The following is a 25,959-nucleotide window of genomic DNA, read 5'->3' as shown; positions in this document are numbered from 1 at the left end:
ATGCTGTTATTTTTTGGTCAAGCATCTCGCTTGGATCAACCTTTAATGAAGACATTAGTCCAAGCGGGACGCTTGAACTAATGTGGGACTAATGTTGGATTATCACGCACCGCGCAACTCAACACCAAGATTTTCCACCTCGTAAATCCGCAATTCACCTTTCCACAAGGATGCATCGGCTACAATCACCACTTGGTTACCCTCAGTGCGCACCTCTTTGATATGTACCTCAAGGTTCATCTCATGATCCGTCTGCAAAATTTGCCCACGGTATTTCCAAACCGTTTTATGGGCACCACCTACATGCTGAATGGTCGCATTTTGCAGGTTTTTACCCAATCCCTGTTGCACAGCATATAACTGAATCGCCTGATACATCGCTTCTACACCAAGCGAGCCCGGCATTACGCTGTCCTGATAAAAGTGGCAGGTAAAGAACCACTCGTGTGCTTTCACTTCTTTGGAGGCAAGCACATAGCCCTGCCCATGTTTTCCGCCGTCCTTGATCACCGTTGCGCGGTCAATCAGTTTCAGTTGCTGACCCGACAAATGCAGCTGTGGCGATGCAGAAAATATTGGGCTGAATAATTTTTTCTGTGCAAAAGGGCTCGACAAATCAATGCTCATGCCTCCGGCTTTCGCCTCATCTTTCCACGGTTTAACAATCTTTCCCTGATCCAGACCTGCCTGCGAGGCAAGGTCGTCTTTGGTGAAAAACCCAAAAGAGGATGTTCCTTTATAAAACAACTCCCCATCAACGAATAACTCAAAGCGGTAACGCTGAAGCACGGTGCCCGCCAAGTTGGTGTGACTGTACAAACAGGACTTATTGGTTACTGTCTTGCCACGAAGATCCACCCACTTCACCATTTCTCCGTCACCATCAAGGTTACGGAAGAACAAATCCTTATCAGGGAAGGCCAAAGTAGAACCGAGGTACGCCCCCAAGAAACCACAAGGCTGTAAAGCCACCTCCATCAATACCGAATACGGCATCTCCGGCGAGGCATTTTGCTGATAATACCAGGCATCTGCCGGCACATCATATTCGGAAGTAATCACCGGACTGTTATTGAAGGTATGGCGCTCGCCATCCACCGACAATACCCTGCTGATAAACTGCAAATCCGTGTTCGGCTGACGAGAAAGGCAACGTCCTTCATAGACATCATACTCCGGACCAAAGCAATCACTCACCTTGCCCAAAGCGAACTGCGTGATCTGCGACTCATTGAACAAGACTGGTTGCTCGGTCGGCTTCACTTCAATACCATTGACCAAATTTTTGGTTGATTTCAGGTAATTCGGATTGTCCTTCTCCTGCAATTTCAGGCCGAGATTCTCAAAAAATACGGCAATGTAGCCATCATAATGAATCTCCAGATCGGCAATTACATAAGGCTCCGGCGTCAAGCCGATTTCCTTCACATCCATTTTATAAATCAACTGGCCATCCTTGGCAGGCACCTCTTTTCGGCAACGCACCTTCTGCGGAACACCCAAAACCGGCTGAAAGCGCGCATCCTTTGTCAGGCGTTGCATCCCAAGATACATCATGAAGAAGCGCAACAGCTGTCCGCCACCTTCTGCCTGCAACGAGCCCGCCAAAACTTCATCATCACGGAAGTGGCAAGGGAAATACCAGTCATCAGCTTTCAGGTCTTTTACCGCCTCAATATAGCCAAGACCTGAAGTACCTCCGGTACGCTCCACTTTCGTGATGCGATCGAGCATCAGAATCTCTTCAGGAGGCAGACGCAAAGATTTATTTTTACCATTGCTGATGTAGTTCTCATTAAAACAGGACACAAAATCACCGGCAACCATATTGCGCAGTTCTTCCTTATTGAAAGTCGTTTTATCACATGCCAAAAGTGGGGTAAAGAACTGCTTTTTACGTCCTGCACGGTCAGCCAATTCCGAAGGAGAGAAAACAACCCCCTGCCCTTCTGCCAGTTCAGCATCAGAGAAGAACCCAGCACAACCGCCGTCCATTTTCAATACCAGGCGGTCTTCAACATAGCATTTGTAGCTGAAGAAGAACAACAGGTTTTTACCATTTCTGACATAATTATTGATGCTGATATCATAACGGAGCGTTTGCCCTTCATAAGGAAGATCATCCATGAAAGTCAGCGTACAATCCAACAGGCGATACACATACTCCCCTTTGTTTTCAAAATCAATCCCCAGATAAGAGATCAGCAACAAATCACACTGCCCCGACTCTACGGCCACTGCCCAAGGAATCTGCTGATCGGTCGTGAACTTTGAACCGTAAGGAATATCATATTCCGTCGTTACGGTCGAAGGCTTGTACTCATGCGTTTTGGCATTAAGGTCGGTTACCCTGCTCACCAGCAAATAAGGGTGCATCGGTAACATTACCCGACGCTTATAACTGTCGATCACCGAAAACTCCTCGCCAAAAACATCGGCAATTTTACCTGTGGCAAAAGTTTCAAGGTCTTTTTCATCCCAAATGACTTTTTTGCCATTCAGGTACATAGGATCATTATAATCCTGAAGTTTCAAGCCATTTTCACCCAATTGGGCTTCAACAGAAAAAGTGGTCGTATTCATATGATTGTTGTCCGTGATGTTTAATTTTTGAGCCGCCCCTCCGAAAGAAGTAGCGGTATTTTCAGTAGTGGCTGCCTGAGCGGTCTGCTGTAATGGCGCTGCCGGCTGCTGAAGCATTTCCGAATGACTTTTATGGCCATTTTTTGTGCTGGCAACGGCTGTTTTGGTAATGCCGGTCTGAAACAACGCCCGATGTGTTGCCGTCAAGGCAAACTCCCGGTAGGGCTCTCCCCCCGTTTTCAGGCTGATATTTAAAATTTTCTCCTGTGGCTTTTCTGCCTCCGGTGTGTAAAAATCAGTAAGGTTTACCGCTACACCATGCGCCATCATCATGGCAGTGGTAGCACACAGGTTTTTCAGTGCACTCACCCCTTTGCGGTCAGAAGGAATGCAAACATGCGGCTTATCCTTCAGGTTGATGTCCGTCCAGCGGCTGAGGGTCGCATTGGCGCCCACCTCCACAAACAGGCGGTGCCCATCGGCATGCAAGCTGCGGGTAAGCATTGGCCAGTTCACTTTTTGGCAACAAACCTCCATGGCATTTTCTGCCAAAGCCTGTTGTTCCAGCGGTAAAGGTTTGCCCGTTACGCCCGAATAAAAAGCGAGTGGTGGCTTCGATGCGATAGGCAACATGTGCATCTCAATGAAAGCCTCCGTTTCCCGTCGGCAGAAATCATGATGTACAATATTGTTGTTGCGGATTTCCATGCCCTGCAGACCGAATTTTTCCAATGCCTGAAGCAAAGCGGTACGGTCACCAGAAATAATGATCTCCTCGTCGGTGTTGATAAAAGACAAAAAGACTTCTTCATGCAGCGGCAACAGCTCGGCTGTACACCAGTCGGCCAGGGTGTTGTAACCCGACATACCACCACGCACATTCAGCAAATAGCTCGTCCATCGGCCTCTGGCCTCTTTGGGCGTAACACCCCAGTGTTCGGCAAGGAGGGTCAGTCGCCCACCTACTTTTTCCGAAAACAGGTTGGAGGTCAAAAACTTCTGATCGATATATTTGGCGCTCCATACATTCTGCGCATACATCATCGAGCTGGTTTCGCCCATGCTGTAACCCAGCACGGCATCACCTGGCACGCCCAGTTTTTCCTGATAAATATGGGTCAGCATTGCAGAATAGGTACAACCTGCCGACATCATCGGCAGCGCCATGCTGCGCAATCTGCGAAGTTGCTGACGTTGCTCTTCCTCATTGAGGGCATGCAGGTTTCGGGGATAAATCTCGGGAGCAAAAATCGCCGACTGCATATGGTTTACCCTTGATCGGATCACGTCATATAAATCTGGAAAAGCCTGAAACAAGGCTGTTCCCAGACCGATATAAGCCGAGCCCGCACCAGGGTACATCCAGGCAATTTTACCCTCTTCACCCAATGGGTTAGGTGTAAAATAACTGCCCGAAGGTGTTTGCAATGTTTTTCCGGCTTTGGCACAGCTAAGCAGATTTTTACCGAAAAGTGCCAGCTCTCTTTTAAGTTCCTTTGGGTTTGCGGCGACAATTACTGCCACAGCAACGGATTTAGAAGTGGAAAACGCTTCACACAACCGATCCGACAAGTCCGTGAAATCCGCCGAAGAAGCCTCCTGCGCAAAAATTTCCGCCTGTAATGCTTCTACCGTAGGTGCAGAAAAAGGAAACAGCCTTGCGCCCCCTTTCTTCAGGTAGGCTGATCCTTTGCTTGAAGTTGGGTGGCTGCCTTCTGACAAAATCAGGTGAGCGGCGGTACCATCTGAACTGATGCCCTGAACACCTGCCACCAGACGCTGGGCATAAACTTCGGGAAACCATGGCGTGGAAACCGTTGGGAAATAAAAAGCGGAGTCCGACAGTTGTGTTTCTGTTTTTGGGGCAGACCATTGTGGAATTGCCGGCACAAAACGATGATACAACGACAGGGCCGTTTTAATGATAGAGGCAATGCCCGAGGCCGAAAAAGTATGGCCAATATGCGCTTTGGCTGTTCCTATTGCTGTGGTAGGATAAGCCGGCATCCCTTCTGCAAGCGGCGGCATTTTAGGGAATAAAGCACTCAGAGCTTCCATCTCTGCGGCATCATCATGTGCAACGCCATTTGCGGCCACCTCAATCAGCCCGACCTCTTTGGCCGTTACCTTTGCCTGCTTCATCGCTTGCTGGGCAGCGGATTTGATCGTCTCGCTATCCACGGCACCACGCAAGTCGGTTTTTTGCGACTGCACAATGGCCAGACCGTCCATATATGCATAAACGCGCTCATTGGTGATGTCGGATTTGCGCTTGAGCACAATGGCGCCGGCACCCTCCCCAACGAGCCAGCCGCTGGTATCTTTGCTCCATGAGCATGATGCGGTACCGTCATTCATCGGATGAAGGTGGTGTCTCGTCGCCACACCTTCTAAACTTCCGGCCAAGTCAATGGCCCCCAATACTACGGCGTCCACTTCGCCTGTGGCCAGCAGGTTTTGTCCTACTTCGAGTGCTTTGTAAACCGCATTTTCATTGGATGAAATGGTAAATGATGGACCTGTAAAATCCCATAAAGCAGAAATTCTACTGGAAATGATGTTGCCGATAAAGCCGGTATGCTCGCTTGGCGAGTGGTCATCAAAGGCTGGGAATATCGCATTTCTGAGAATGCCTGTCAGGGAAGATTCCTTGGCATCTTCCATCGACAAGCCTGCCTGTTCGAGTGCCTGTGTAACCTGCCAGCTCAAATCCCATCGCCCCATTCGGTGATGTATTTCGAGCTCAGACTCCATGGCCATCAGTACGGCAACATTGGCACCTTTACCCTCAAGACCCTCCATTTGAGCATCTTTGAGTGCCTGATCGGCCACCTTGAGCATTAAAGTTTGCTGAAAGGTCAGGCGCTGGGCTTCTTTAGGTTGAATTTTAAATCGGCGCAAATTCAGGTCGAAGGACTCCAGCCAGTTGCCCTGAATTTTCTCTGCTTCGGGCAGGCCGAACAAACGACTTACCGAAGGCAACTGCTCCAGGCCTTTCCATCGGCGTGGAGGCAATGAGCGAAAATGTTGTTTTCCTTCAAAAAGCGTGAAATAGAACTCTTCCAAATTGGTTACTTCCCCAAAATGCAAGTCCATCCCCGTGATCGCCAAAGGTGAAGGGCTGTATTTCTCGGCTGTCTTTTCTGCTGAAGAAGTACTTTGTTGCTCCTGTTCTTCTTCGTAAGCCGATAAAATAATATGGCCATTCGTTCCCCCGAAACCGAAGGCATTAATCCCTGCACGGGGGGTACCATTTTTGGCATTCCACGCCTGATTCTCCAGCACCATCTGTTCGCCGCCTACCTTACAGCCATCCACCTGCAAAGGTGCATCGACTTTGATGGTGGCGGGAATAAATTTTTCGCGCATCGCCAGTACTACCTTCATCAGGCCCGTCATGCCGGCGGCGGTCAGCAAATGCCCCATATTTGATTTCACCGAACCAATTTGTGGAGGATTGCTTCCAAAAAAATCACTGATGGAGTTCATCTCTGTTTTGTCGCCGAGTGGTGTTCCGGTGGCATGGCACTCCAAATAGTCGATTTGCTGAGGGGTAACGTCCGTTTGAGCGTAGGCCCTTTCAAATGCTAATTTTTGTCCTCTGGGATTTGGGCTGAGCAAAAATTTACCTTTGCCGTCGTTGGATAACCCTACGGCATCAATGACTGCCAGAATCTGGTCGCCCTGTGCTTCTGCATCCGACAGGCGCTTCAGTACCACCATACCCGCTCCTTCCGCAGAAGTGAGTCCACCGGAAGCACTTTGCAGTGGTGCCGAGGTTTCGTGCATGCGTGGATAGGCATGAAAATACGAAAAGCCCATGTGAATAAACAGGGGATCGGATCCGCTGACCGCTCCGGCCAGCATCATATTGGATTTCCCGCTCAGCAGTTCATCACACGCCAGCTTTACGGCATACAATGAAGACGCACAGGCGGCATCCAGGGCGTAGTGTGTGCCTTTCAGTCCAACAGCCTGCGCTATTAAAGCTGCGGGGGCATTGGAAAGCAGGGTGTTTTCGAGGCTTGCTGAATAATTGGTCTGGTAAGGTGGGACCTTCACTTGGTGGCCGGTCAGTTCGGTGATCAGCTCCTGCGCCATATCAGCATAAACCTCTGAAAGCAATTGGCGGGAACGCTGGGTGGGGAACGACAAATTACCCATGATTACGCCACAGTCGGCCATGGGCTTACCCCAGTATCCGGCATGTTTCAGCGCCTCACGGGCAACAAATAATGACCATTGAAATTGTTTGTCCTGCTGAAGCAAAACGTCTGCTTTAAGCTGAAATCCTTCCGCATCAAACTGAAAATCTTTTACATAGCCTCCGCGGAGGGAGTAACATTTGTCAAGTTTTCCTTTTTCGTCGTGGTAGTATTTTGCAGGCTCAGCACCAAACTGTTCCTTTCCAGACTTGCTCACCAGGTCTTTATTGTCCATCAGGTTGGTCCAGAACTGGTCCAGGTTATCAGAACCGGGAAAAAGCCCTCCCATCCCGATGATGGCGATTTTTTCTTTATGATTACTCATGTTGTGTGTCAGTGGGTTGTGATTGACAAGGGACATTGCCCGTATCAATGCAACTATCTCGAGAGTCCCTCTCGTGATAGCCATTCAATAGAATAGTTGTACTTTCTCACAAGACAGCGCCTTGCGAGAAAGTATCACCCACCCCCGGCACAAGCAGGACGCTTGCGCCAGGGGTGGATCTAATTAATTCCAGGCCAGTTCCTTGCTGATGGTTACACCGGCACGATGGCTCTTCATATACAGTTCACCCGTTTCCGCATCGAAAGCTTCAATGTCGGCTTCCATACTGAAATCATCAGATTTCAATACCTTCAGCAAAACATAGAACGGCCTGCCAAATGGCAACGCGCTGTAGGTTTCCACCCACTCGGTACGCAAGGGCAAGGAGGCACAGTCGTGATACTTCCGTACCCAAACCAAAAGCCCCTGATACATAATATCCGTCAGGAATGGGTTCAGTGCCTTAACAGGGAATTGCCCCTGACGCTCTGGCGCTACGCCCTGATGCTCACAAAGCAACAGGCATTGTTCCTTGGTGACAGAGATAATCTGCTTTACGCCCTGAAAATCCGTTCCGTGAAACAGTGTGCCATCGGCATAAATTCCCGAAGCATCCTGCACTTCTACCGCCTGAACTTGTGGTAAAGGCAAGATCGGTGCCTGCGGCTGATCTGCAAGCAGGTGTACGGTGGACTGATAATGGTTCAGTGGCAGCTTTCCGCCGCTATCCGAAGAAATGGTTACTTTCACGGTGATCTGCTGCTCGTCCTTGCTGATTTCCTCGAGGGTCAGCAAGTATTCAAGAGGCTGCTTGCCATCAAAGACGATCCCTTTGAACAGCTTGGCATCTTCCACGCGGTGCACCTGATATCCGGCATAAAAATCTGCCGCCGATTGGGCCATCCATACCGAAGCATTGATGATTGGCAGAACGGCATTGCCCTGAATTTTATGATGATCCAAAAATGGATTGGCTTCTTCCGTCAGTACCCTGCTGATCACGTTCTTGGCTAAATCACCATCCGTTGGTGCTTTGGCCAAAGGAAGAGTTCCTCCCAAAATCACCTGTGGCTGATCTGCAAAAGCAGTGCTCAGCTGATCGACCATCGCTATGGGGCCCTCCTGTGAAGGCACCAGACTCACGCCGTGGGCTTCAAACATTTTCTTGAGTTCCCCAGAGACCATTCCGGCATCCCAGGCACCCCAGTTAATAGACGTTACGTGCCATTCAGGATGATTTTTCTTGAATACATGTGCTGTTCTGTTCAACACCTCATTGGCAATGGCATAGTCGGTTTGCCCAACATTTCCATAAAATCCGGCTACTGAGGAGAAGAAAACCACATGCTTGATACTGTGGATGTCCACCAGTTGCGTTACCGCCTGCAATCCCTGAATTTTCACATCGTAAACGGCGTCAAAATCTGCTTCCGTTTTGTCTTCTATCAGTTTATCTGCGAGTCGGCCAGCGCCATGAACCAAGCCGGTAATGGTGCCTGTTTTAGCAACGACCGGCTGTACGGCAGCTTTCAGCGATTCCACATCTGTTACATCGGCCGAAACATAATAGGCTTCTGCTCCCTGCGATCGCATGAAGGCCATATTTTCCAAAATCTCCCGCTGTGCCTCCACACCACCAACCAATTTATTGATGGTTCTCGGCAAAGGTTTCTCCCCTTGTGCCTTCAGGAATTCCATGGCTTTTCTTTTCAGTCCGGGACTGTCAGCAATGCCATTTGCCCATGACGGCTCCGTGGTGCTCAGGGCGGAACGCCCGACGAGGATAAACTTACACTTGAAGGTCGTTGCCATCGCTTTTACACAATCTGCTGTTACGCCTCTTGCCCCACCAGTAACCAAAAAGACCGCCTGCTGATCAATGGTAGAGGTCAGTGATGTATCTTTAAGCGGAGGCATTTCTTCCGCCACCAATACTGCCCGTTGCCCCGATGCATTGTAGGCGATATCGCTCATGCACTGATCGGCATCATGCATCTCGGCAATGATCAAATCGGCCACTGCGGAAGGGTGAAGTGTTAAATCGAAGTCCACACTGCGGCAAAACACCTTCGACCATTCGAGGTTCAGGGATTTGGTCAGCCCATACAGGCCACCGCCCACTACCGAGACATTCCCCGGGTTGGCGGTTCCGAGTGCGCCATCGAGTCGGGTGATGGTCATGAAGCTGGTGCGCTGCTCTTCCGCCAGCTTGTTCAGGCTTGCTTTCAAATGTTTGGCAAGCAAGAAAACCATTTTCACCAATGCTTTTTCGGTTTCGAAATGGCGACCAAGCTGCCCCAATGGGAATCGGAAATGAGGGTGCAAAGCCACCACATTTGCCACGGGAGCATTCATGGAAAGTACCGCATTTTTTATGGCTTCATCGCTGATTTCTGGCAGTAAAATTTCCTTTACGCCAGCCGGAAGGCTTACCAATGCTTTCCTTACCAGTGATTCAGGAGGAGTCAATACCACCACCTGATGCCCATGGCTCAACAGGTGTTCACATAAGGTTGCCGTAAGGGCTGTGCCCTCGTTGGTCAGTACCGTTAATGCACCTACTTTACCTTTAATGATGAGCTGATCTGCCTGAGGAATCCATTTCAACCGAACGGCAGCGCGTGGTACGCCTGGATAATTGCCTGACACGTATTGGGTCAGGCCATGATCTTTCCCGGCGTTGCCGTTTCTGTGGTTGCGCCCGCTTTGCCTGCAATATATTCTGCGATTTGATCCAAGGTGCGCAATTCCGCCAAATCTGATGGATTAACACCCTGAATTGATGGATTGGCATCGGTCATCGCTCCGAAAATCTCTACACGCTTGATCGAGTCAATTCCCAAATCAGCTTCCATGTCCATCGACATTTCCAACATCTCGGCTGGGTAACCTGTCTTCTCTGCGATCACTTCCATTAATGAAGCATCGATGTCTGAACGACTTAAACCATTTGAAGCCGCTGGCGCTGATGCTACTACTGGTGCTGATGTTGGAGTTGGAGCTGGTGTTGGGGTTGGGGCTGCTACTGGTGCCGCCGCTGCTGGCTGAGCCGTTGCACCCGCTTTGCCTGCAATATATTCCGCGATTTGATCCAAGGTGCGCAATTCCGCCAAATCTGATGGATTAACGCCCTGAATTGATGGATTGGCATCCGTCATCGCTCCGAAAATCTCTACACGCTTGATCGAGTCAATTCCCAAATCAGCTTCCATGTCCATCGACATTTCCAACATCTCGGCTGGGTAGCCTGTCTTCTCTGCGATCACTTCCATTAATGAAGCATCGATGTCTGAACGACTTAAACCATTTGAAGCCGCTGGCGCTGATGCTGCTACTGGTGCTGATGTTGGAGTTGGAGCTGGTGTTGGTGTTGGAGTCGCTACCGGTGCCGCCGCAGCTGGCTGAGCTGTTGCACCCGCTTTACCTGCAATATATTCCGCGATTTGATCCAAGGTGCGCAATTCCGCCAAATCTGATGGGTTAACACCCTGAATTGATGGATTGGCATCTGTCATCGCTCCGAAAATCTCTACACGCTTGATCGAGTCAATTCCCAAATCAGCTTCCATATCCATCGACATTTCCAACATCTCGGCTGGGTAACCTGTCTTCTCTGCGATCACTTCCATTAATGAAGCATCGATGTCTGAACGACTTAAACCATTTGAAGCTGATGGTGCTACTGGTGCTGAAGCTGGAGTTGGTGTTGGCGTTGCAGTTGGAGTCGCTACTGGCGCTACCGGTGCCGCCGCTGCTGGCTGAGCTGTTGCACCCGCTTTACCTGCAATATATTCCGCAATTTGATCCAAGGTGCGCAATTCCGCCAAATCTGATGGATTAACACCCTGAATTGATGGATTGGCATCGGTCATCGCTCCGAAAATCTCTACACGCTTGATCGAGTCAATTCCCAAATCAGCTTCCATGTCCATCGACATTTCCAACATCTCCGAAGGGTAACCGGTCTTCTCAGCGATCACTTCCATTAAAGAGGCGTCGATGTCTGAACGACTTAAACCATTTGAAGCTGATGGTGCTACTGGTGCTGATGTTGGAGTTGGAGTTGGTGTTGGGGTTGGGGTTGGGGCTGCTACCGGTGCTGCCGCTGCTGGCTGAGCCGTTGCTCCCGCTTTACCTGCAATATATTCCGCGATTTGATCCAAGGTGCGCAATTCCGCCAAATCTGATGGATTAACACCCTGAATTGATGGATTGGCATCCGTCATCGCTCCGAAAATCTCTACACGCTTGATCGAGTCAATTCCCAAATCAGCTTCCATGTCCATTGACATTTCCAACATCTCCGAAGGGTAGCCTGTCTTCTCAGCGATCACTTCCATTAAAGAGGCGTCGATATCTGAACGACTCAAACCATTTGAAGCCGCTGGGGCTGATGGTGCTGAAGCTGGAGTTGGAGTTGGAGTTGGTGTTGGCGTTGCAGTTGGAGTTGGAGTCGCTACTGGCGCTACCGGTGCTGCCGCAGCTGGCTGAGCCGTTGCGCCCGCTTTGCCTGCAATATATTCCGCGATTTGATCCAAGGTGCGCAATTCCGCCAAATCTGATGGATTAACACCCTGAATTGATGGGTTGGCATCGGTCATCGCTCCGAAAATCTCTACACGCTTGATCGAGTCAATTCCCAAATCAGCTTCCATGTCCATTGACATTTCCAACATCTCCGAAGGGTAACCGGTCTTCTCAGCGATCACTTCCATTAAAGAGGCGTCGATGTCTGAACGATTCAAACCATTTGAAGCCGCTGGGGCTGATGTTGCTACTGGCGCTGGGGTTGGGGTTGGAGTTGGTGCTGGTGCTGAAGTTCGCGTCGCTACTTCGGCAGGGGCTGCCACAGGTACGGCCGTTGGCTGAGGGCTTGCAGCAACAGGCGCCTCCTGAGGGGCAGGAGCTTCAATTGCGGCCTGTGGCTGTGCCTGAACACCGCCACCAAGCAGATTACCCAGCGGTTGCTGGAATATTGCCGCCAACATATTTTCAATTCTACTCTGCTGAGCGGTCAATCGCTCTAAATCTGCTGCAATTTTATCTAACTGTGCTTGCGTAGCCATGGATTCTTTCGTTTCTGATTCCTGTTTTTGTTGTAATTTTTCCTGAACATAGGCAGCGATGTCCTGTGTTTCCACCATCACCGTTTCGATTTCTTCCGCCAGTCCCTGGGCAGGGGCCTCGGTGGTTGCCGAGCCTGCATTGTCGATGGCTATGGCCTCTTTCCATGCCTGCTGACGCTGCGGAGAAACATAGTTGTTTCCACTGATCTCGACATTCATCTTCCCTTTAGGGGTTGGCGTGGTCAATGGTCGCTGGAACTGATCAAACTGCTGAACGGGCATGCCCAATACAGCAAGCTGCATCACCGCCTCACGCAGTTGTTGCTCACTGTTTTTCTTGGCGTTGGCATTCATCGCCACCACCGTATGCGGACGATCACCCAAAATATCTTTCACCAGATTGGAAAGGATATTCTTGGGGCCAAATTCCACAAAAATTCGTCCGCCCGCGGCGTAAATATTTTCGATCTGCTCGCGGAAATGTACCGGACTCAGCATATGTTTTTTCAGGCTTGCCTTGATGCGCTCAGGCTCATTTTCAAAAGGCTGTCCGCTGGTATTGGAATACACCTGCTTGTCTGTTGCCCGAAAAGTCGCCTGCTCAATTTCTGCAGCAAAAGGTGCCGAAGCATGCTCGACGTATGGCGTATGGAAAGCCGCCGCTACGGGCAACATCGTGGCCATCAGTCCTTCCGCTTTCAGGCTGTCTTTCAACTTTTCAAGGCTTGCTGTCTCCCCGCCGAGGATCACCTGCTGATTCGAGTTGATGTTCGCTACCTGAACATTAGGAAAGGCTTGTAACTTTGGTGCAATGGCCTCTGCTGATGCTTTAACAGCAAGCATTGAACCGGCATCAGTGCCTGTATTGGCACCCATTGCCGCACCACGCGCAGAAGATAAATGGTGGAATGTCGCCTCATCGATCACCCCCGCCGCCCAAAGGGCTGTGATTTCTCCGTAACTGTGGCCGGCGAAAAAGTCTGCATTAAAACCTGCCGATGCCAGCAACTGATACATGCCGGCACTCAATGCGCCAATAGCAGGCTGTGCATGATTTGTTTTGGTCAGTTCGGCCTGCTGTGCTTTTTGTGCTTCTGCATCAAAAGCCGGAACAGGAAAAACGGTATCGGTCAGTAATGGCAACCCTTGTGCCTGACGAACCTGATTGGCCGCTTCAAAACTTTTCCGTACCGGTGGGAAGCTGCACGCAAGGGCATTTCCCATATTGGTGTACTGAGACCCCTGACCTGCAAATAAGGCTACGGCCTTTTCGTTGGCTTCTGCAGCCCTGAACCAAATGCCAAGCAGTGGATGTGACCACGACTGCGCTCCTGGTTTTTCGCTGAGTAACTTCAGCGCTGCAATAAATTTTTTGTTGGCTTCCTGAACGCCTTTGGCTACGAAGCCCACTCGTGGGTGCGTTGCCGGAATTTGCTGTTGTGCCGATTTTACGGCAAGTTCTTTCAGGTAGAAGGTAGCATCTTCCGCAGTTTCAAGCGCCTTTAAGTGTGCGCTGACAACGCCCTGAAGTTCGGCTGTAGTAGGTGCCGACAACAGGATGCCCTGAAACAGTTGATGAACCCGATAGGCCTCATCAGTAGAAGTATGCTCTTCCATTGCCATATGAAGGTTCACACCGCCAAAGCCAAAAGCGCTGACACTCGCCCGGCGAGGCAGGTGTGAATCCTTTCTGAACCACGGTCTTGTCATGCTGTTGATGTACAAGGGTGATTTTTCAATTTCCATTTTTGGGTTGGGCTTGCTGACGTTGATCGTGCCCGGCAACACCTTATGGTGTAATGCCAAAGCGGCTTTGATCATTCCTGCAACACCCGCAGCAGCCTTACAATGGCCTACCTGCGATTTTACACTCCCCAGTGCAATATGATTTTTGCGGTCGTTGCCCTCGGAGAACACCATGCCCATAGAGCGGGCCTCGGAAGCATCACCAGCATTGGTACCTGTTCCGTGGGCTTCGATCAGCCCGACGGTATGTGCGGGATAACCCGACTCCTCATAGGCACGGCCCATTGCCAATGCCTGCCCTTCCGGGCGAGGGGCATAAATACTTTTATATCGTCCGTCGCTTGATCCGCCGATCCCTTTCAGTACCGCATAAATACGGTCGCCGTCACGCTCTGCATCTTCAAGGCGTTTACAGACGATCATGCCGACACCTTCACCGATCAGCATTCCGTCGCCTTCATGATCGAAAGGACGGATACTGCCCTGTTTGGAGAATGCCGGTGTTTTGGAGAACGACATATACATGAATGGGGAGTTGTCGGTATCTACCCCTCCGGTGATCATCATGTCGCAACGGCCCTCGATGAGTTCGCCAACGGCCATTTTTATGGCTGACAACGATGCCGCACAGGCCGCATCAACCACAGAGTTAATGCCTCCGAGGTCGAAGCGGTTCGCTACCCGACCAGAGATCACATTGCCCAACATTCCAGGAAAAGAGTTCTCTGTCCATGGAATGTAGGCCTTTTTCATTTTTTCTATTGCCTGATCAATCTTTGCCTGTGGCAAACCCATTGATGAAAGCACTTTTTGCCAGATAGGATACTGGAGTCTGCCGGTGAGTGGGGTAATTAATTTTTGTCCACCACCTACACCCAGAATACAACCTGTACGCTCACGCATTGCGGCAGTGAAGGCGTCCGATCCTGGTGCGTAACCGGCATCAATCAGTGCATCCCGTGCCACCAGCAAGGAAAGCAACTGTGAAGCATCAGTAACTTCAAGGATGTTTGGTGGAAGTCCGAATTCCATAGGGTTGAAGCCCAGATCAGGAAGGAAACCGCCCATCTTACAATAGGATTTATCCTCGGCGCGAGGATCTGCATCGTAATAATCTTCCACTGCCCATCGAGAGGCAGGAACTTCAGTAATACAATCAACACCATCGACAATATTTTCCCAATATTGGTCGAGGTTTTTAGAGTCTGCAAAGGCAGATGCCATTCCGACAATTGCCACTGGAGTTTCCTTTAATAATTGATTGGTGTCAGCCATAAAAATATTTGGTTTGTTACGGTTATGCCGTTATTTTTTTCATTTCACAAACGTATAGGCAATTCCAACCCCTGTTTTGTGACAAAATTCGATAATTTTTTATGAAAATAATGAACAAAAATAAAACTGAAGTCGTTGCGCGCCCTAAGCATGAGGGAGTTAGGGCTCATCATTTTTTTGAAAAAATTAACCTTCAGTTTCCAATCAACTGATTAGTTTCAGGAAATGAACAAGCCCATGCCATCGCTATAATGGTCTTTGCTGACCAATGTCTCCTCCCGCTCCTGATCTCCAAACGGCCTCCACCATTCCCACAGGAAAAAAGGAAACTAAGACCTAAAAACACCTTTTTATCCGCCTCATAAACTGGGCAAAAAAAGTTATTTCGCCCCCTCGGTATAGGAACAAAAAAAATAGCCCCTAACTTTGTATTCTAAATCGATTGAATTCATGAAAAAAGCGCATGCAGCCCTCGCATTGGGGGCCCTTTTGATCTCCGCATCACCTGTTTTTATTAAAGCGGCCGCCGCACCGGGCGTCATTGCTGTATTTTACCGACTGCTGATCGGTTCGCTGGTGATTCTTTTTCCATTCCTGTGGACTACCTTCAAAAACAAAACACGCTATCCGCTCAAAGGGATTGCCATTGCCACACTTGCCGGCATATTCCTTGCCTCCGATATGGCCCTTTGGTCTATGGGAATCATGGCCTCCAATGCCACCATGCCCACCTTGGTGGTCAATCTGGCCTCCCTGTGGGTGGGAATCGGTGCGACCCTCTTTTTTAAGGAGCGCCATCCGATGACCTTTTGGCTGGGTTTGCTTGCGGCCTTTACGGGGGTATCCTTTTTGATTATCCACGACTTTTACGTGCCGGCAGGTCTTTTGGAGGGCTTACTGCTCGGCTTGCTCGCTGGTCTGTTTTATGCCGGCTTTATGCTGTGTACCCAAAGCGGCAGAAAGCAGCTTGAAACCATCCCTTTTCTGTTTTTCAGTTCCGTGGCCACCACGGTAGCCCTGGGGGTTTACGCCCTATTGCTTCATGCCCCCTTTACTGGCTACTCCTTGCATTCATGGCAAATGTTTGCCGCAATGGGTATTTTAATTCAGGCCGGAGCCTGGTTTATGATCAATTATGCGCAGGGACATATCCGTGCGTCACTGGTATCGCCCACCCTGTTGATTCAGCCGATCTTCTCTGCCGTAATCGCCTGGCTATGGCTTGGCGAAACCCTTTCCCTTTGGCACATCAGCGGGGGGATTATTGTCGTGATTGGTATTTATATGGTGCACTTCTCCACCCAAAAGGGCAAAACCAAAAAACGGACTCAGCAAAGCCCGACCCCTACTGTGGAGATCCACGAATAAGGCAATTGGTCATTTTGAAAATTGACATTTAACAGGAACTGACCATCCGTTCAAAAAAATAGTTTTATTTCACACATTTAACCCTACGAATCACGCTTTTTGGCACAGGCTTTGCCTAACTATTAGCATAGGTTGATGTTGGGTAGAAAGGGAGCTCAACCGCTCGGTTCGGCTCCCTTCTTTTTACTTTTGACGTCCCTATTCTGAAAAAGTATAATCATAGTGGTTCATAGGTTATAGTTGGTATTAGTTTGAAGCTCGGAGTGGTTCCCGAGCTTTTTTTTATGCCCAAAAACAGGGAAATATGCTCTTACAGCCCTATTATATACGATACCACGAGTTGTAATTATTTTTCATGCGCTTTCCGAGCTCACAGCTTATCATCAGTATTCCTTCTCTTTCTCGGTGCTATTTTCATGAAGACCTGTTTGCAAAAACAACAACAATATCAATTTTCAGTATTAATACTTCGCTTTTGATAAACGCGGATACCGCCATTGATTTTCGGCACAACCTTTGATTAATAACTAACATAGGTTGATGTTGGGTAGAAAGGGTAATGAACCGCTCGGTTCGTTACCCTTCTTTTTTTGTTACGCAACAGTCTTTGTTGGAATAATTATATTTAAATCCATTAAAGATCAGGATAACAAGCTTCCACATATCCCCGTTCCAATCACGAAATAAATCGCTGCAAAGATGAAGTACTTCATCGCCCGAGATGGTTTGTCTTGACGCGCCTTAAAACCCAGAATCAGCAATACTATTGCAGGAATATGGCAGAAGATATAAATCAGGATAATTAAAACAAGGTAGTTCATTCGTATTGGGATTGAAGGTTTTTTAACTGTTCAGCAAGCTCGTCGCGGTAAAGGATGTTCATCGTTTCAAAAGGAATAATCTGATTGTCCTTATTGACAATATGCACACACGACTTCTTTATTGCCCGAACATCGAAATTATGGGCATCAACAAAATCCATGATAATGACCCGGAAAACATTGTCGTAGCCATATGCTGAAGTTTGCACGGCAGGCAAGCAACATAACAAATCCTTGAATTTTGAACGAACCCGATCAACGGAAATACCTGTACTGAAGACCTCAACCATTCGATTTTGCAGCACCTCGTCCCCCTCAAAAACAATGGTATTTTTACTGTTGTCCAACAGGTCCGAAGGATCAATATAGCGCGTCAGCGGATAATTCCCCCATTCAGATTTAAAGACATAACCCATGGCCAGTGCATCAGGATTGCAAGGGACGGGAATAATATCTGCAGGTTCAAAAATACGGGCCTGTTCGAGCAGCTTGCGCCTTACCTCTGTGAGGGTCATCCTGTTTTTCTCCTGACTGAAATTTTCCAGCCGGCCGGCGGATTGCGTAGGCTGAAAAGTAACCCCACGCACGCATCGCTGCTGAAGGCCATAGTCAATCACTTTGCCGAGCTCGTGATCATTGAGTCCCTTTTCAAGTGTAACCACAAGCGTGGTAGATAAATTGTGTCTGTTCAGTGCCGCCATCGCCTGTTCCCTGATCTTGGCAAGTGATGCGCCCCTCATTTTCTGCAAGGCCTGATCCTCAAAAGAATCAAACTGCAGGTAAACCTCAAAATCGGGCATATACGATTTCAGGCGCGCCACAAATTCCGGCTCCTGTGCAATCCGAATACCATTGGTATTGATCATCAGGTGCTTGATCGGTAAACTTTTCGCGTAATCCAGAATTTCAAATAACTGTGGATGCAAGGTGGGTTCACCGCCACTAATCTGCACCACATCGGGCTCCTTTTCATTTTCCACCACCACGTCGAGCATTTTCCGCACCTCCTCAAAAGTTCGGTGCCTTCCGGCTGTAGGCGAGGAGCCAGCATAGCAGGTTGGACAAGTTAGGTTACAGCGGTCGGTGATTTCTACTACCGTCAGGCAGGAGTGTTGCTCGTGGTCAGGGCAGAGGCCACAATCGTAAGGGCAACCGTAATGGGTTTTTGCATTAAACCGATAAGGAATATCGGAAGGTTTATTGTAATTCCTGATATTCTTATAATAATCAATATCATCAGCAATCAGCACTTTCGTCCGGCCATGTTCCGGGCAACGCTTCAGCATAAACACCTTTTCATCTTCGAAAACGATTTTCGCATCTATGCGCTTCAGGCATTCAGGACAAAGGCTGATGGTATGGTCGTAATAGGTATAATTTCTAACGGGCATAATATTGTCGTCTTTTAATCGTCAAAAAATAATAGGCCCAACAGAGTACGCATAACCACTGAATGCTACTCAGGCCTAAAACAAAAAACACATTCGGCTTGAGGAATTCCATCAGGAACCGGAAGCCGAAGTAGGCTAACATAAACAGTGCAAACAGCAAACCGTCCTGGTGGCGGGCCAGCCTTTCCTTTCGCCAGTGCAGCCATACAAACAGCACGATCAGAAAGCACAGTTCATAAAGCATAATCGGGTGGCGCATCAGGCCATCGCCGAGGTTCATTCCAAATAAAATATCGGTTTCTGTGCCATAGGTAAACTCATGGGTACCGCTGAGAAAACAACCGATTCGCCCTATAAAAATACCCAGGATAATCGGCAGGGTGAATAAATCTCCCGAAGAATGTTGCTCCCCGATTTGATATTTTGCCAGTTCCACCCCAATTACGCCACCAAACAATCCACCCATGATGGTCTTGGTATTCAGCAGGGTCATCAGGTCGGTGTTGGCGAAATCAACAATGGGATTCTCAAGGTAGCCAAAAAACCTCGACCCGAAATAGGCGCCGATTATTGCGCCGAGGATAATGACCAGGCGGTGGTATGAACTGATTTTATCAACGGCCGACCGCTGAAGATACCGGTAATATCTGAAGCCTATAAAGAAGGCAAGATACTCGAGGATCAAATGAATATTCAGTGGCCAACCTAAAATATGGTACTCAAAAGGTAATCTCAAAACAAACAGAAAAATATTAGGGCGTATTTAAACCTTAAAAATTAATGATAAAAATTTAGCGTACTTCAGCGGTAATAAAGGGATCTGTTAAGCATAACAGTCGAAAAATAATTCCATATCAATTCCAATATTCTGAATTCGCTCTGGGGTGGATAATTTTTAAATACGCACGATGTTGAAACCTATAAAAGTTGTTATTACAAGGTAGTATTATATCGGTTAAAGATAATAAACTATACCTATTTTATTGCTCAGGAACTTTTACATAAAAAACAGATTCCCCCTCAAAAAAAATCTTAAAAATCCCGCTTCAAAAAACCTTTTGGCACAGGCTTTGCCTAACTATTAGCATAGGTTGATGTTGGGTAGAAAGGGAGCTCAACCGCTCGGTTCAGCTCCCTTCTTTTTACTTTTGACGTCCCTATTCTGAAAAAGTATAATCATAGTGGTTCATAGGTTATAGTTGGTATTAGTTTGAAGCTCGGAGTGGTTCCCGAGCTTTTTTTTTATGCCTTTTTTTCAGTGGCTACTTCATGCAGGATATCCCCGAAAAAAATACTTTTGAGGTAATGAGAGGAGGATTTTGTACCTTTGCAGTGAAATTATCACTCAACTTTTTTTACTGCAATGGAATTTTGGCGCAAACGAACAGATGACGAGATCAAGGAAACCGTATTCAAGGCCTTGGCGGAAAACACCAATTATCTGGAAGAAAATATTTTAGGTGTTCCGGGCTCCTACCTTGACGAGAAGGTTTTCAACCACGATGCCCCCTTTCTTAAAGATGCTCCCTTTCTTTCGACCATGCTGCATAACCCCAACCATATTGGGTGTCATACGATCGGCAAGTCGGAGTCATTTTTCGCCGGCACCCATCAGCTCGAAAAAGAATTGATCGAAATCTGTGCGGTAGATATTTGCAAAGGAAAAAAAGGGGAACACGATGGCTATGTGGCTTCCGGAGGTACAGAGGCCAATATGCAGGCGATCTGGATTTACCGCAATTTCTTTCAGCAAACACAACAAGCGAAGCGCGAGGAAATCGTGATTATCACCAGTGCCGACAACCATTATTCGATGGATAAGGCGGGGAACATTCTGGCCCTCGATGTGGCCAAAGTTGAGGTAGATGAAAACAGCCGAAGCATCAGTAAAAAAACGGTGGAAGCCTGCATTGATGAACAGCAACGCCAGGGCAAGCGTTTCTTCATTATTGTGGCCAATATGATGACCACGATGTTTGGCTCGGTGGACAGTATCGACACCTACCTTGAGGTACTCAAAACCCGCAACCTCCACTTTAAATTACATATTGACGGCGCCTATGGCGGATTTTATTACCCTTTTTCTGAAAATGAATTTCAGATGGGCTTTAATCACCCAGACGTTTCCTCGATTACGCTCGATGCCCACAAAATGGCGCAGGCCCCTTATGGCACGGGAATTTTTCTTGCCCGCAAAGGGCTGATGAACTACGCCACTACCCAGGAGGCCAGCTATGTGGAAGGTGAGGATTGCACACTGATTGGGAGCCGTTCCGGCGCCAATGCGATTTCGGTATGGATGATTTTGTCCAAATATGGACCTTATGGCTGGTACGAAAAGATTTTTATTCTTCAGAAACGTACTGAATGGCTTTGTAAGGAATTGAATGCGCTTGATATTGACTATTTCCGCCACCCGAAATCGAACATCGTAACCATCAAGTCGAAACACCTCACGCCAGCCATTGCCCACCGCTACAGCCTGGTACCCGATTCACACCACGCCCCAAAATGGTACAAAGTTGTCGTGATGGAACACGTAACAATTGAAAAACTGATGCCATTGGTTGAAGACTTAAAGCGTGTTTAACATTCGCCGCATCAGTAAGCAGAAATAACCCTTCAGTGCTTTCACTGAACATAAGCCACAAAGCAATAATAGATGCTTTGTGGCTTTTTTTATCCCATTTCATGGAATGAAAATATCCCCTTCTGCTATCATTTCCGACTTGGAAACACGCCCTTCAACCTTTCAGTCAGCAGAAATTCACCCATAGACATGGCGGTATTTACGACGTGTTTTTGAAACATATCCGCCCGAAAATTAGCATTAATCCACGCAACAAGCCTATATTTGCATCATATACCACCCCAATAAAGGTGAATTAGTCGCCTAAATTCGCTTTTATTGCAACAAAAAAATATATGAACTCAATATTACACATGGATTTGGACAGTTTCTTTGTTTCCGTAGAACGGCTGAGAAATAGTGAACTGAATAATATTCCGCTCATTATTGGAGGAAAATCCAACCGGGGGGTCGTGGCCTCATGCAGCTACGAAGCCCGGCAGTTCGGTGTAAAATCAGCAATGCCCATCCGCATGGCGAAAATGCTTTGCCCTCACGCGACAATTCTTTCAGGAGATATGGAACAGTACAGTCAGCATTCCCGCTTGGTTACAGAAATTATTGCTGATCATGTTCCTTTGTTTGAAAAGGCTTCGATTGATGAGTTTTATGTAGACCTGACCGGCATGGATCGCTTTTATGGTTGCCACCAATGGGCGGTGGAGCTTCGCCAAAAGGTGATCAAGGAAAGTGGGCTGCCGATTTCCTTTGGGCTGTCGGTCAATAAACTGATTGCTAAAATGGGCACAAATGAAGGCAAACCCAACGGTGCAATCCGTGTACCTGTTGGGCACGAGAAGGCTTTTATTTCCCCTTTGTCGGTTCGGAAAATCCCGATGGTAGGGCAAAAAACCTATCAGACGCTTTCAGCGATGGGCGTCCGGACCATCAGTACCCTGCAACAAATTCCACGGCCATTACTTGAGCGTGAGTTCGGGCGGTCGGGCATAGTACTCCACCAAAAATCACATGCCATTGACCACAGCCTCGTTACGCCTTACAGCGAACAGAAATCAGCCTCGAAAGAGCAAACTTTTCAGCACGACACCATTGATGTGGAATACCTCAAATCGAAGTTGGTCAGCATGACCGAAGACCTCGCTTATGAACTTCGGAAACAGAAAAAACTGACCGGATGCATTACGGTAAAAATCCGCTATTCGGACTTCAATACCGTCAGCAAACAGCAACGCATCGCCTACACTTCCCATGAGGATGTCCTGATACGCATTGCCAAAGGGATTTTTGATCAGCTGCACGACCGCCGAGTGCTCGTCAGGCTGATCGGCATCCGCTTCAGCCATTTGGTGCAGGGAAGTTTCCAGATCGACCTTTTTGAGGACAACACCAAATCCTTGCGCTTGCATGAAGCTAAAGATTTGCTCCGCCAGAAATACGGGGAGCAAGTTGTACGCAGGGCAGTGAGTCTGAGTAAGGCGCGCATGTAATTCCCTTCCATATTGCTCAAAATCCCAAATCTCCCATTGCCTATAAAAATCGTTCACCCCAAAATTTCACCGCTTTGCTTTTTCATTGTCATACTTTTTTCAGCTTTCGCTATGGCCTGCTTTCCCCCGAAATGCTGGTACAGGAACTTAAGGCCAAGGGCTACACCTCTTTTGTGCTCACCGATATCAACAATACTTCAGCGGTTTTTGAGGTATATCGGGAAGCCCTGAAACAAGGGCTGAAAATGAATGTCGGTATAGAATTCCGCCGTAACGGACAGTGGCAATATACTGCCGTCGCGAAATCGGCCACGGGTTTCCGGATTATCAACGAACACCTCACCGCCCACCAGCACTGCAACTCATTCCCCCCATTATTTCATGAGGAGGTACTGGTCATTTTCCCGATGAATAACCTGCCCGAACGCGCGCTCACGGCCAATGAATTTATCAGCTTTCCGCCAGAGCAAGTCCATCGATGGCCAAGCCTTAAACATCTGCATCCCTACCGAGAACATTTACTGATGGGGCTGCCCATTACTTTCTCGGCACCGAAAGACCGTCAGCTTCACCGCCTGCTTTGCGCCATTGATCAGAATGTGCTGCTAAGCAAACTTGACAAAAGCCGAATTGCCACAACTTCAGCATTTCCAATACCGAAAAAAGACTATATTGAATACTATGCAAGCATGCCTGATGTGGTACAGCAAAGTCAGGAATTATTGTCGATGTGTACCCTTCATTTTGATTTAGAAAAACCTCGCAACAAACGGTTTTATACTTGCTCCGACAAAGACGACATGGCCCTGTTGCGGAAACTGACCTATGATGGTTTTGCTTATCGGTATTCAAAAAACGACCGCTATGCCCGTGCCCGTGTAGAGAAAGAACTGCGGGTAATCGAACAGCTGAAAATGGGCGCTTATTTCCTTATTACCTGGGACATGCTTCGCTATGCAGGGAATTGTGGTTTTTATCATGTAGGGCGAGGATCGGGGGCAAACTCGATCGTTGCTTACTGCCTGAAAATTACCGATGTTGATCCTGTGGAACTGAATTTATATTTCGAACGGTTTATTAACCCCTATCGGAGTTCACCGCCAGATTTTGATATTGATTTCAGCTGGGACGAAAGGGATCAGATACTTGACTATCTTTTTAAAAGGTACGGCAAAGACCATGTCGCACTGATGGCCTGCTACAATACTTTTAAGGCAAAATCGCTAATCAGGGAATTAGGAAAGGTTTTTGGCCTGCCAAAAGGGGATATCGACTGTATGATTGATGAACCCAACAAGCCTAAAAAGCATCATGAAATGGCTCGGAAAATTTACCGGTATGCCCACCGGCTTCAGGGAATCCCCAACCACCTTTCCATACATGCTGGTGGGGTACTGATTTCAGAAGCACCCATTACTTGCTGTACGCCATTGCTCCAGATGCCAAAGGGTTTTCCTATTGTTCATTTCGACATGCATGTGGCGGAAGATATCGGATATTATAAGTTTGATGTCCTCAGCCAAAGGGGGCTTGGGCATATCAAAGAATGTGTAAAGCTGGTGCAGGAAAATCTGGGGGTGAGTATTGATGTTCATGACATTCAATCCTTTAAAAAGGATGAACGGATTAAGCATAACCTGAAAATTGGCAAAACGATTGGTTGCTTTTATATTGAATCGCCTGCGATGCGCCAATTGCTGCAAAAATTATCTTGCGATAATTATGTGTCGCTTGTTGCTGCCTCGTCAATCATTCGGCCAGGGGTTGCAAAAAGTGGCATGATGAAAACCTATATTGAACGGGCACACCATCCTGAGAAAGTGCAATATTTACACCCTGTGTTTGAGGAGCACCTTGGAGAAACCTATGGCGTGATGGTCTATCAGGAAGATGTGATCAAGATTGCCCATCATTTTGCGGGGATTTCCCTTGATGAAGCCGATATTTTACGTCGTGCAATGAGCGGAAAGACAAGAAGCAAAACGGCCTTTCAGGAACTTCAAGATCAGTTTTTTGCCAATTGCCAGGCACGAGGGCATGCTCGGGCGCTTTCTGAAGAAGTCTGGCGACAGATGGAAAGCTTTTCGGGCTACTCTTTCTGCAAAGCGCATTCGGCGAGTTTTGCAGTAGAAAGTTACCAAAGCCTTTTTCTGAAAACTTACTATCCGCTGGAGTTTATGGTGGCGGTGATCAATAATTTTGGAGGATTTTATTTTGCGGAACTTTACCTGCACGAAGCCCGACTTGCAGGGGCGAATATTCACGCGCCCTGTATTAATCGGAGTTCATGGCTGACCAGTATTCGGCAAAAGGATATTTACATCGGCTTTGTGCATATCAAGAGCATCAATCAAAAACTCATTCAGGAAATAATAACGGAGCGGGAGCAAAAAGGGCCTTTCAGGAGCCTCGCGGATTTTACCAGCCGAGTTGCCATTGGCCGTGAACAACTGGAGTTGCTCATCAGGATTGACGCCTTTCGCTTTACGGGCCACAGCCCTCAGCAATTACAGTGGAAAAAAGGGCTTTGTCTGCGCCCCAACAAACCCAAAGTGGCAACAGGACTTTTGTTTGCCTCGGAAATGGCACAAGAGCAAAAATATGAGTTGCCCACACTTGAGCAGGAAGGCAATGAGGGCTTTTTTGAACAGCTTGATCTGCTGGGCTTCCCCCTCTCAAGCCCTTTTGATATTTTGCGCACTTCCTTTCGCGGAGACTTCCCTGCTATTGACCTGGTTAAATATCAGGGGCAGACGGTCAGGATGCTTGGCTATTACATCACGCGAAAACCTGTGCGCACGGTAAAGGGAGAGATCATGAATTTTGGCTCTTTTATTGATGCCTGGGGGTATTTTTTTGATAGTTGCCACTTTCCCCCAAGTCTTCAGCATAGTCCTTTTCAGGGGCGGGGTTGTTATTTGATCAAGGGAAAAGTCGTGGTTGAGTTTGGATTCCCAACCGTGGAGGTGGAAAAGATGGTGAAGCTACCGCAAAAGGCGGACCCAAGGTATTGATCAGCCTGTGCGGCAGTAGCAACATTCTGAGCATAAAAAAAGGAAGCCCATGCACGATAAAACACTACCATTACCGTGCTTATGTGGG

The 25,959-nt window shown here is 48.1% G+C and carries 10 protein-coding genes; 4 read left to right on the top strand and 6 right to left on the bottom strand.

Annotation, left to right across the window (positions count from 1 at the left end; genetic code table 11):
- Positions 1-102 precede the first annotated feature (102 nt).
- The 3 genes from AABK40_RS16935 to AABK40_RS16925 all read right to left on the bottom strand — a co-directional run bounded on the left by AABK40_RS16935 (position 103) and on the right by AABK40_RS16925 (position 15,200).
- Complete coding sequence (locus tag AABK40_RS16935) at positions 103-7,113, bottom strand: beta-ketoacyl synthase N-terminal-like domain-containing protein (RefSeq protein ID WP_338398255.1); 7,011 nt, start codon at positions 7,111-7,113, stop codon at positions 103-105.
- A 183-nt stretch (positions 7,114-7,296) separates the two neighbouring features.
- The gene (locus tag AABK40_RS16930; protein ID WP_338398253.1) at positions 7,297-9,762 is read right to left on the bottom strand and encodes an SDR family NAD(P)-dependent oxidoreductase; all 2,466 of its coding nucleotides are present in this window, start codon (positions 9,760-9,762) and stop codon (positions 7,297-7,299) included.
- An 8-nt stretch (positions 9,763-9,770) separates the two neighbouring features.
- A complete protein-coding gene (locus AABK40_RS16925; protein ID WP_338398252.1) occupies positions 9,771-15,200 on the bottom strand; it encodes a beta-ketoacyl synthase N-terminal-like domain-containing protein in 5,430 nt (1,809 codons plus the stop codon).
- A gap of 450 nt (positions 15,201-15,650) precedes the next feature.
- Between AABK40_RS16925 and AABK40_RS16920 the strand changes: the two genes are divergently transcribed.
- Positions 15,651-16,568 carry a DMT family transporter gene (locus AABK40_RS16920; protein WP_338398251.1) on the top strand — a complete coding sequence of 306 codons (918 nt, stop codon included), beginning with the start codon at positions 15,651-15,653 and terminating at the stop codon, positions 16,566-16,568.
- 641 nt (positions 16,569-17,209) lie between these two features.
- Here AABK40_RS16920 and AABK40_RS16915 read toward each other — a convergent pair.
- From AABK40_RS16915 to AABK40_RS16905, 3 genes are read right to left on the bottom strand one after another with little or no spacing between them, the layout of a single operon-like run.
- Positions 17,210-17,389 (bottom strand): hypothetical protein, encoded by a 180-nt coding sequence (locus tag AABK40_RS16915; RefSeq protein WP_332921915.1) that lies wholly within the window; start codon positions 17,387-17,389, stop codon positions 17,210-17,212.
- Positions 17,386-18,780 carry a radical SAM protein gene (locus AABK40_RS16910; protein WP_338398250.1) on the bottom strand — a complete coding sequence of 465 codons (1,395 nt, stop codon included), beginning with the start codon at positions 18,778-18,780 and terminating at the stop codon, positions 17,386-17,388. Before AABK40_RS16910 ends, AABK40_RS16915 begins: the two co-directional genes overlap by 4 nt.
- Positions 18,770-19,516, bottom strand: a complete 747-nt coding sequence (locus AABK40_RS16905) for a prolipoprotein diacylglyceryl transferase (protein ID WP_332921913.1) — start codon at positions 19,514-19,516, stop codon at positions 18,770-18,772. The genes AABK40_RS16910 and AABK40_RS16905 overlap by 11 nt, the downstream gene beginning before the upstream one ends.
- Before the next feature lie 627 nt (positions 19,517-20,143).
- Between AABK40_RS16905 and AABK40_RS16900 the strand changes: the two genes are divergently transcribed.
- The 3 genes from AABK40_RS16900 (at position 20,144) to AABK40_RS16890 (ending at position 25,871) form a co-directional block, all read left to right on the top strand.
- A complete protein-coding gene (locus AABK40_RS16900; RefSeq protein WP_338398249.1) occupies positions 20,144-21,370 on the top strand; it encodes a pyridoxal phosphate-dependent decarboxylase family protein in 1,227 nt (408 codons plus the stop codon).
- 335 nt (positions 21,371-21,705) lie between these two features.
- Positions 21,706-22,857, top strand: coding sequence for a DNA polymerase IV (gene dinB, locus AABK40_RS16895; protein WP_332921911.1), 1,152 nt, complete (start codon positions 21,706-21,708; stop codon positions 22,855-22,857).
- Positions 22,858-22,931: 74 nt separating this feature from the next.
- Positions 22,932-25,871, top strand: a complete 2,940-nt coding sequence (locus AABK40_RS16890) for a DNA polymerase III subunit alpha (RefSeq protein WP_338398248.1) — start codon at positions 22,932-22,934, stop codon at positions 25,869-25,871.
- The last annotated feature ends 88 nt before the right edge of the window (positions 25,872-25,959 follow it).

The sequence above is a fragment of the Persicobacter psychrovividus genome (assembly GCF_036492425.1).
GTDB classification, from domain to species: Bacteria; Bacteroidota; Bacteroidia; order Cytophagales; family Cyclobacteriaceae; genus Persicobacter; species Persicobacter psychrovividus.
Note: the sequence above shows the minus strand (reverse complement) of the source record. Positions and strands in the feature narration are given on the sequence as shown.

Coding starts and splice junctions, on each gene's coding strand:
- AABK40_RS16935 (WP_338398255.1), bottom strand. CDS start 7,113: ATGAGTAATCATAAAGAAAAAATCGCCATCATCGGGATGGGAGGGCTT.
- AABK40_RS16925 (WP_338398252.1), bottom strand. CDS start 15,200: ATGGCTGACACCAATCAATTATTAAAGGAAACTCCAGTGGCAATTGTC.
- AABK40_RS16920 (WP_338398251.1), top strand. CDS start 15,651: ATGAAAAAAGCGCATGCAGCCCTCGCATTGGGGGCCCTTTTGATCTCC.
- AABK40_RS16915 (WP_332921915.1), bottom strand. CDS start 17,389: ATGAACTACCTTGTTTTAATTATCCTGATTTATATCTTCTGCCATATT.
- AABK40_RS16910 (WP_338398250.1), bottom strand. CDS start 18,780: ATGCCCGTTAGAAATTATACCTATTACGACCATACCATCAGCCTTTGT.
- AABK40_RS16900 (WP_338398249.1), top strand. CDS start 20,144: ATGGAATTTTGGCGCAAACGAACAGATGACGAGATCAAGGAAACCGTA.
- dinB (WP_332921911.1), top strand. CDS start 21,706: ATGAACTCAATATTACACATGGATTTGGACAGTTTCTTTGTTTCCGTA.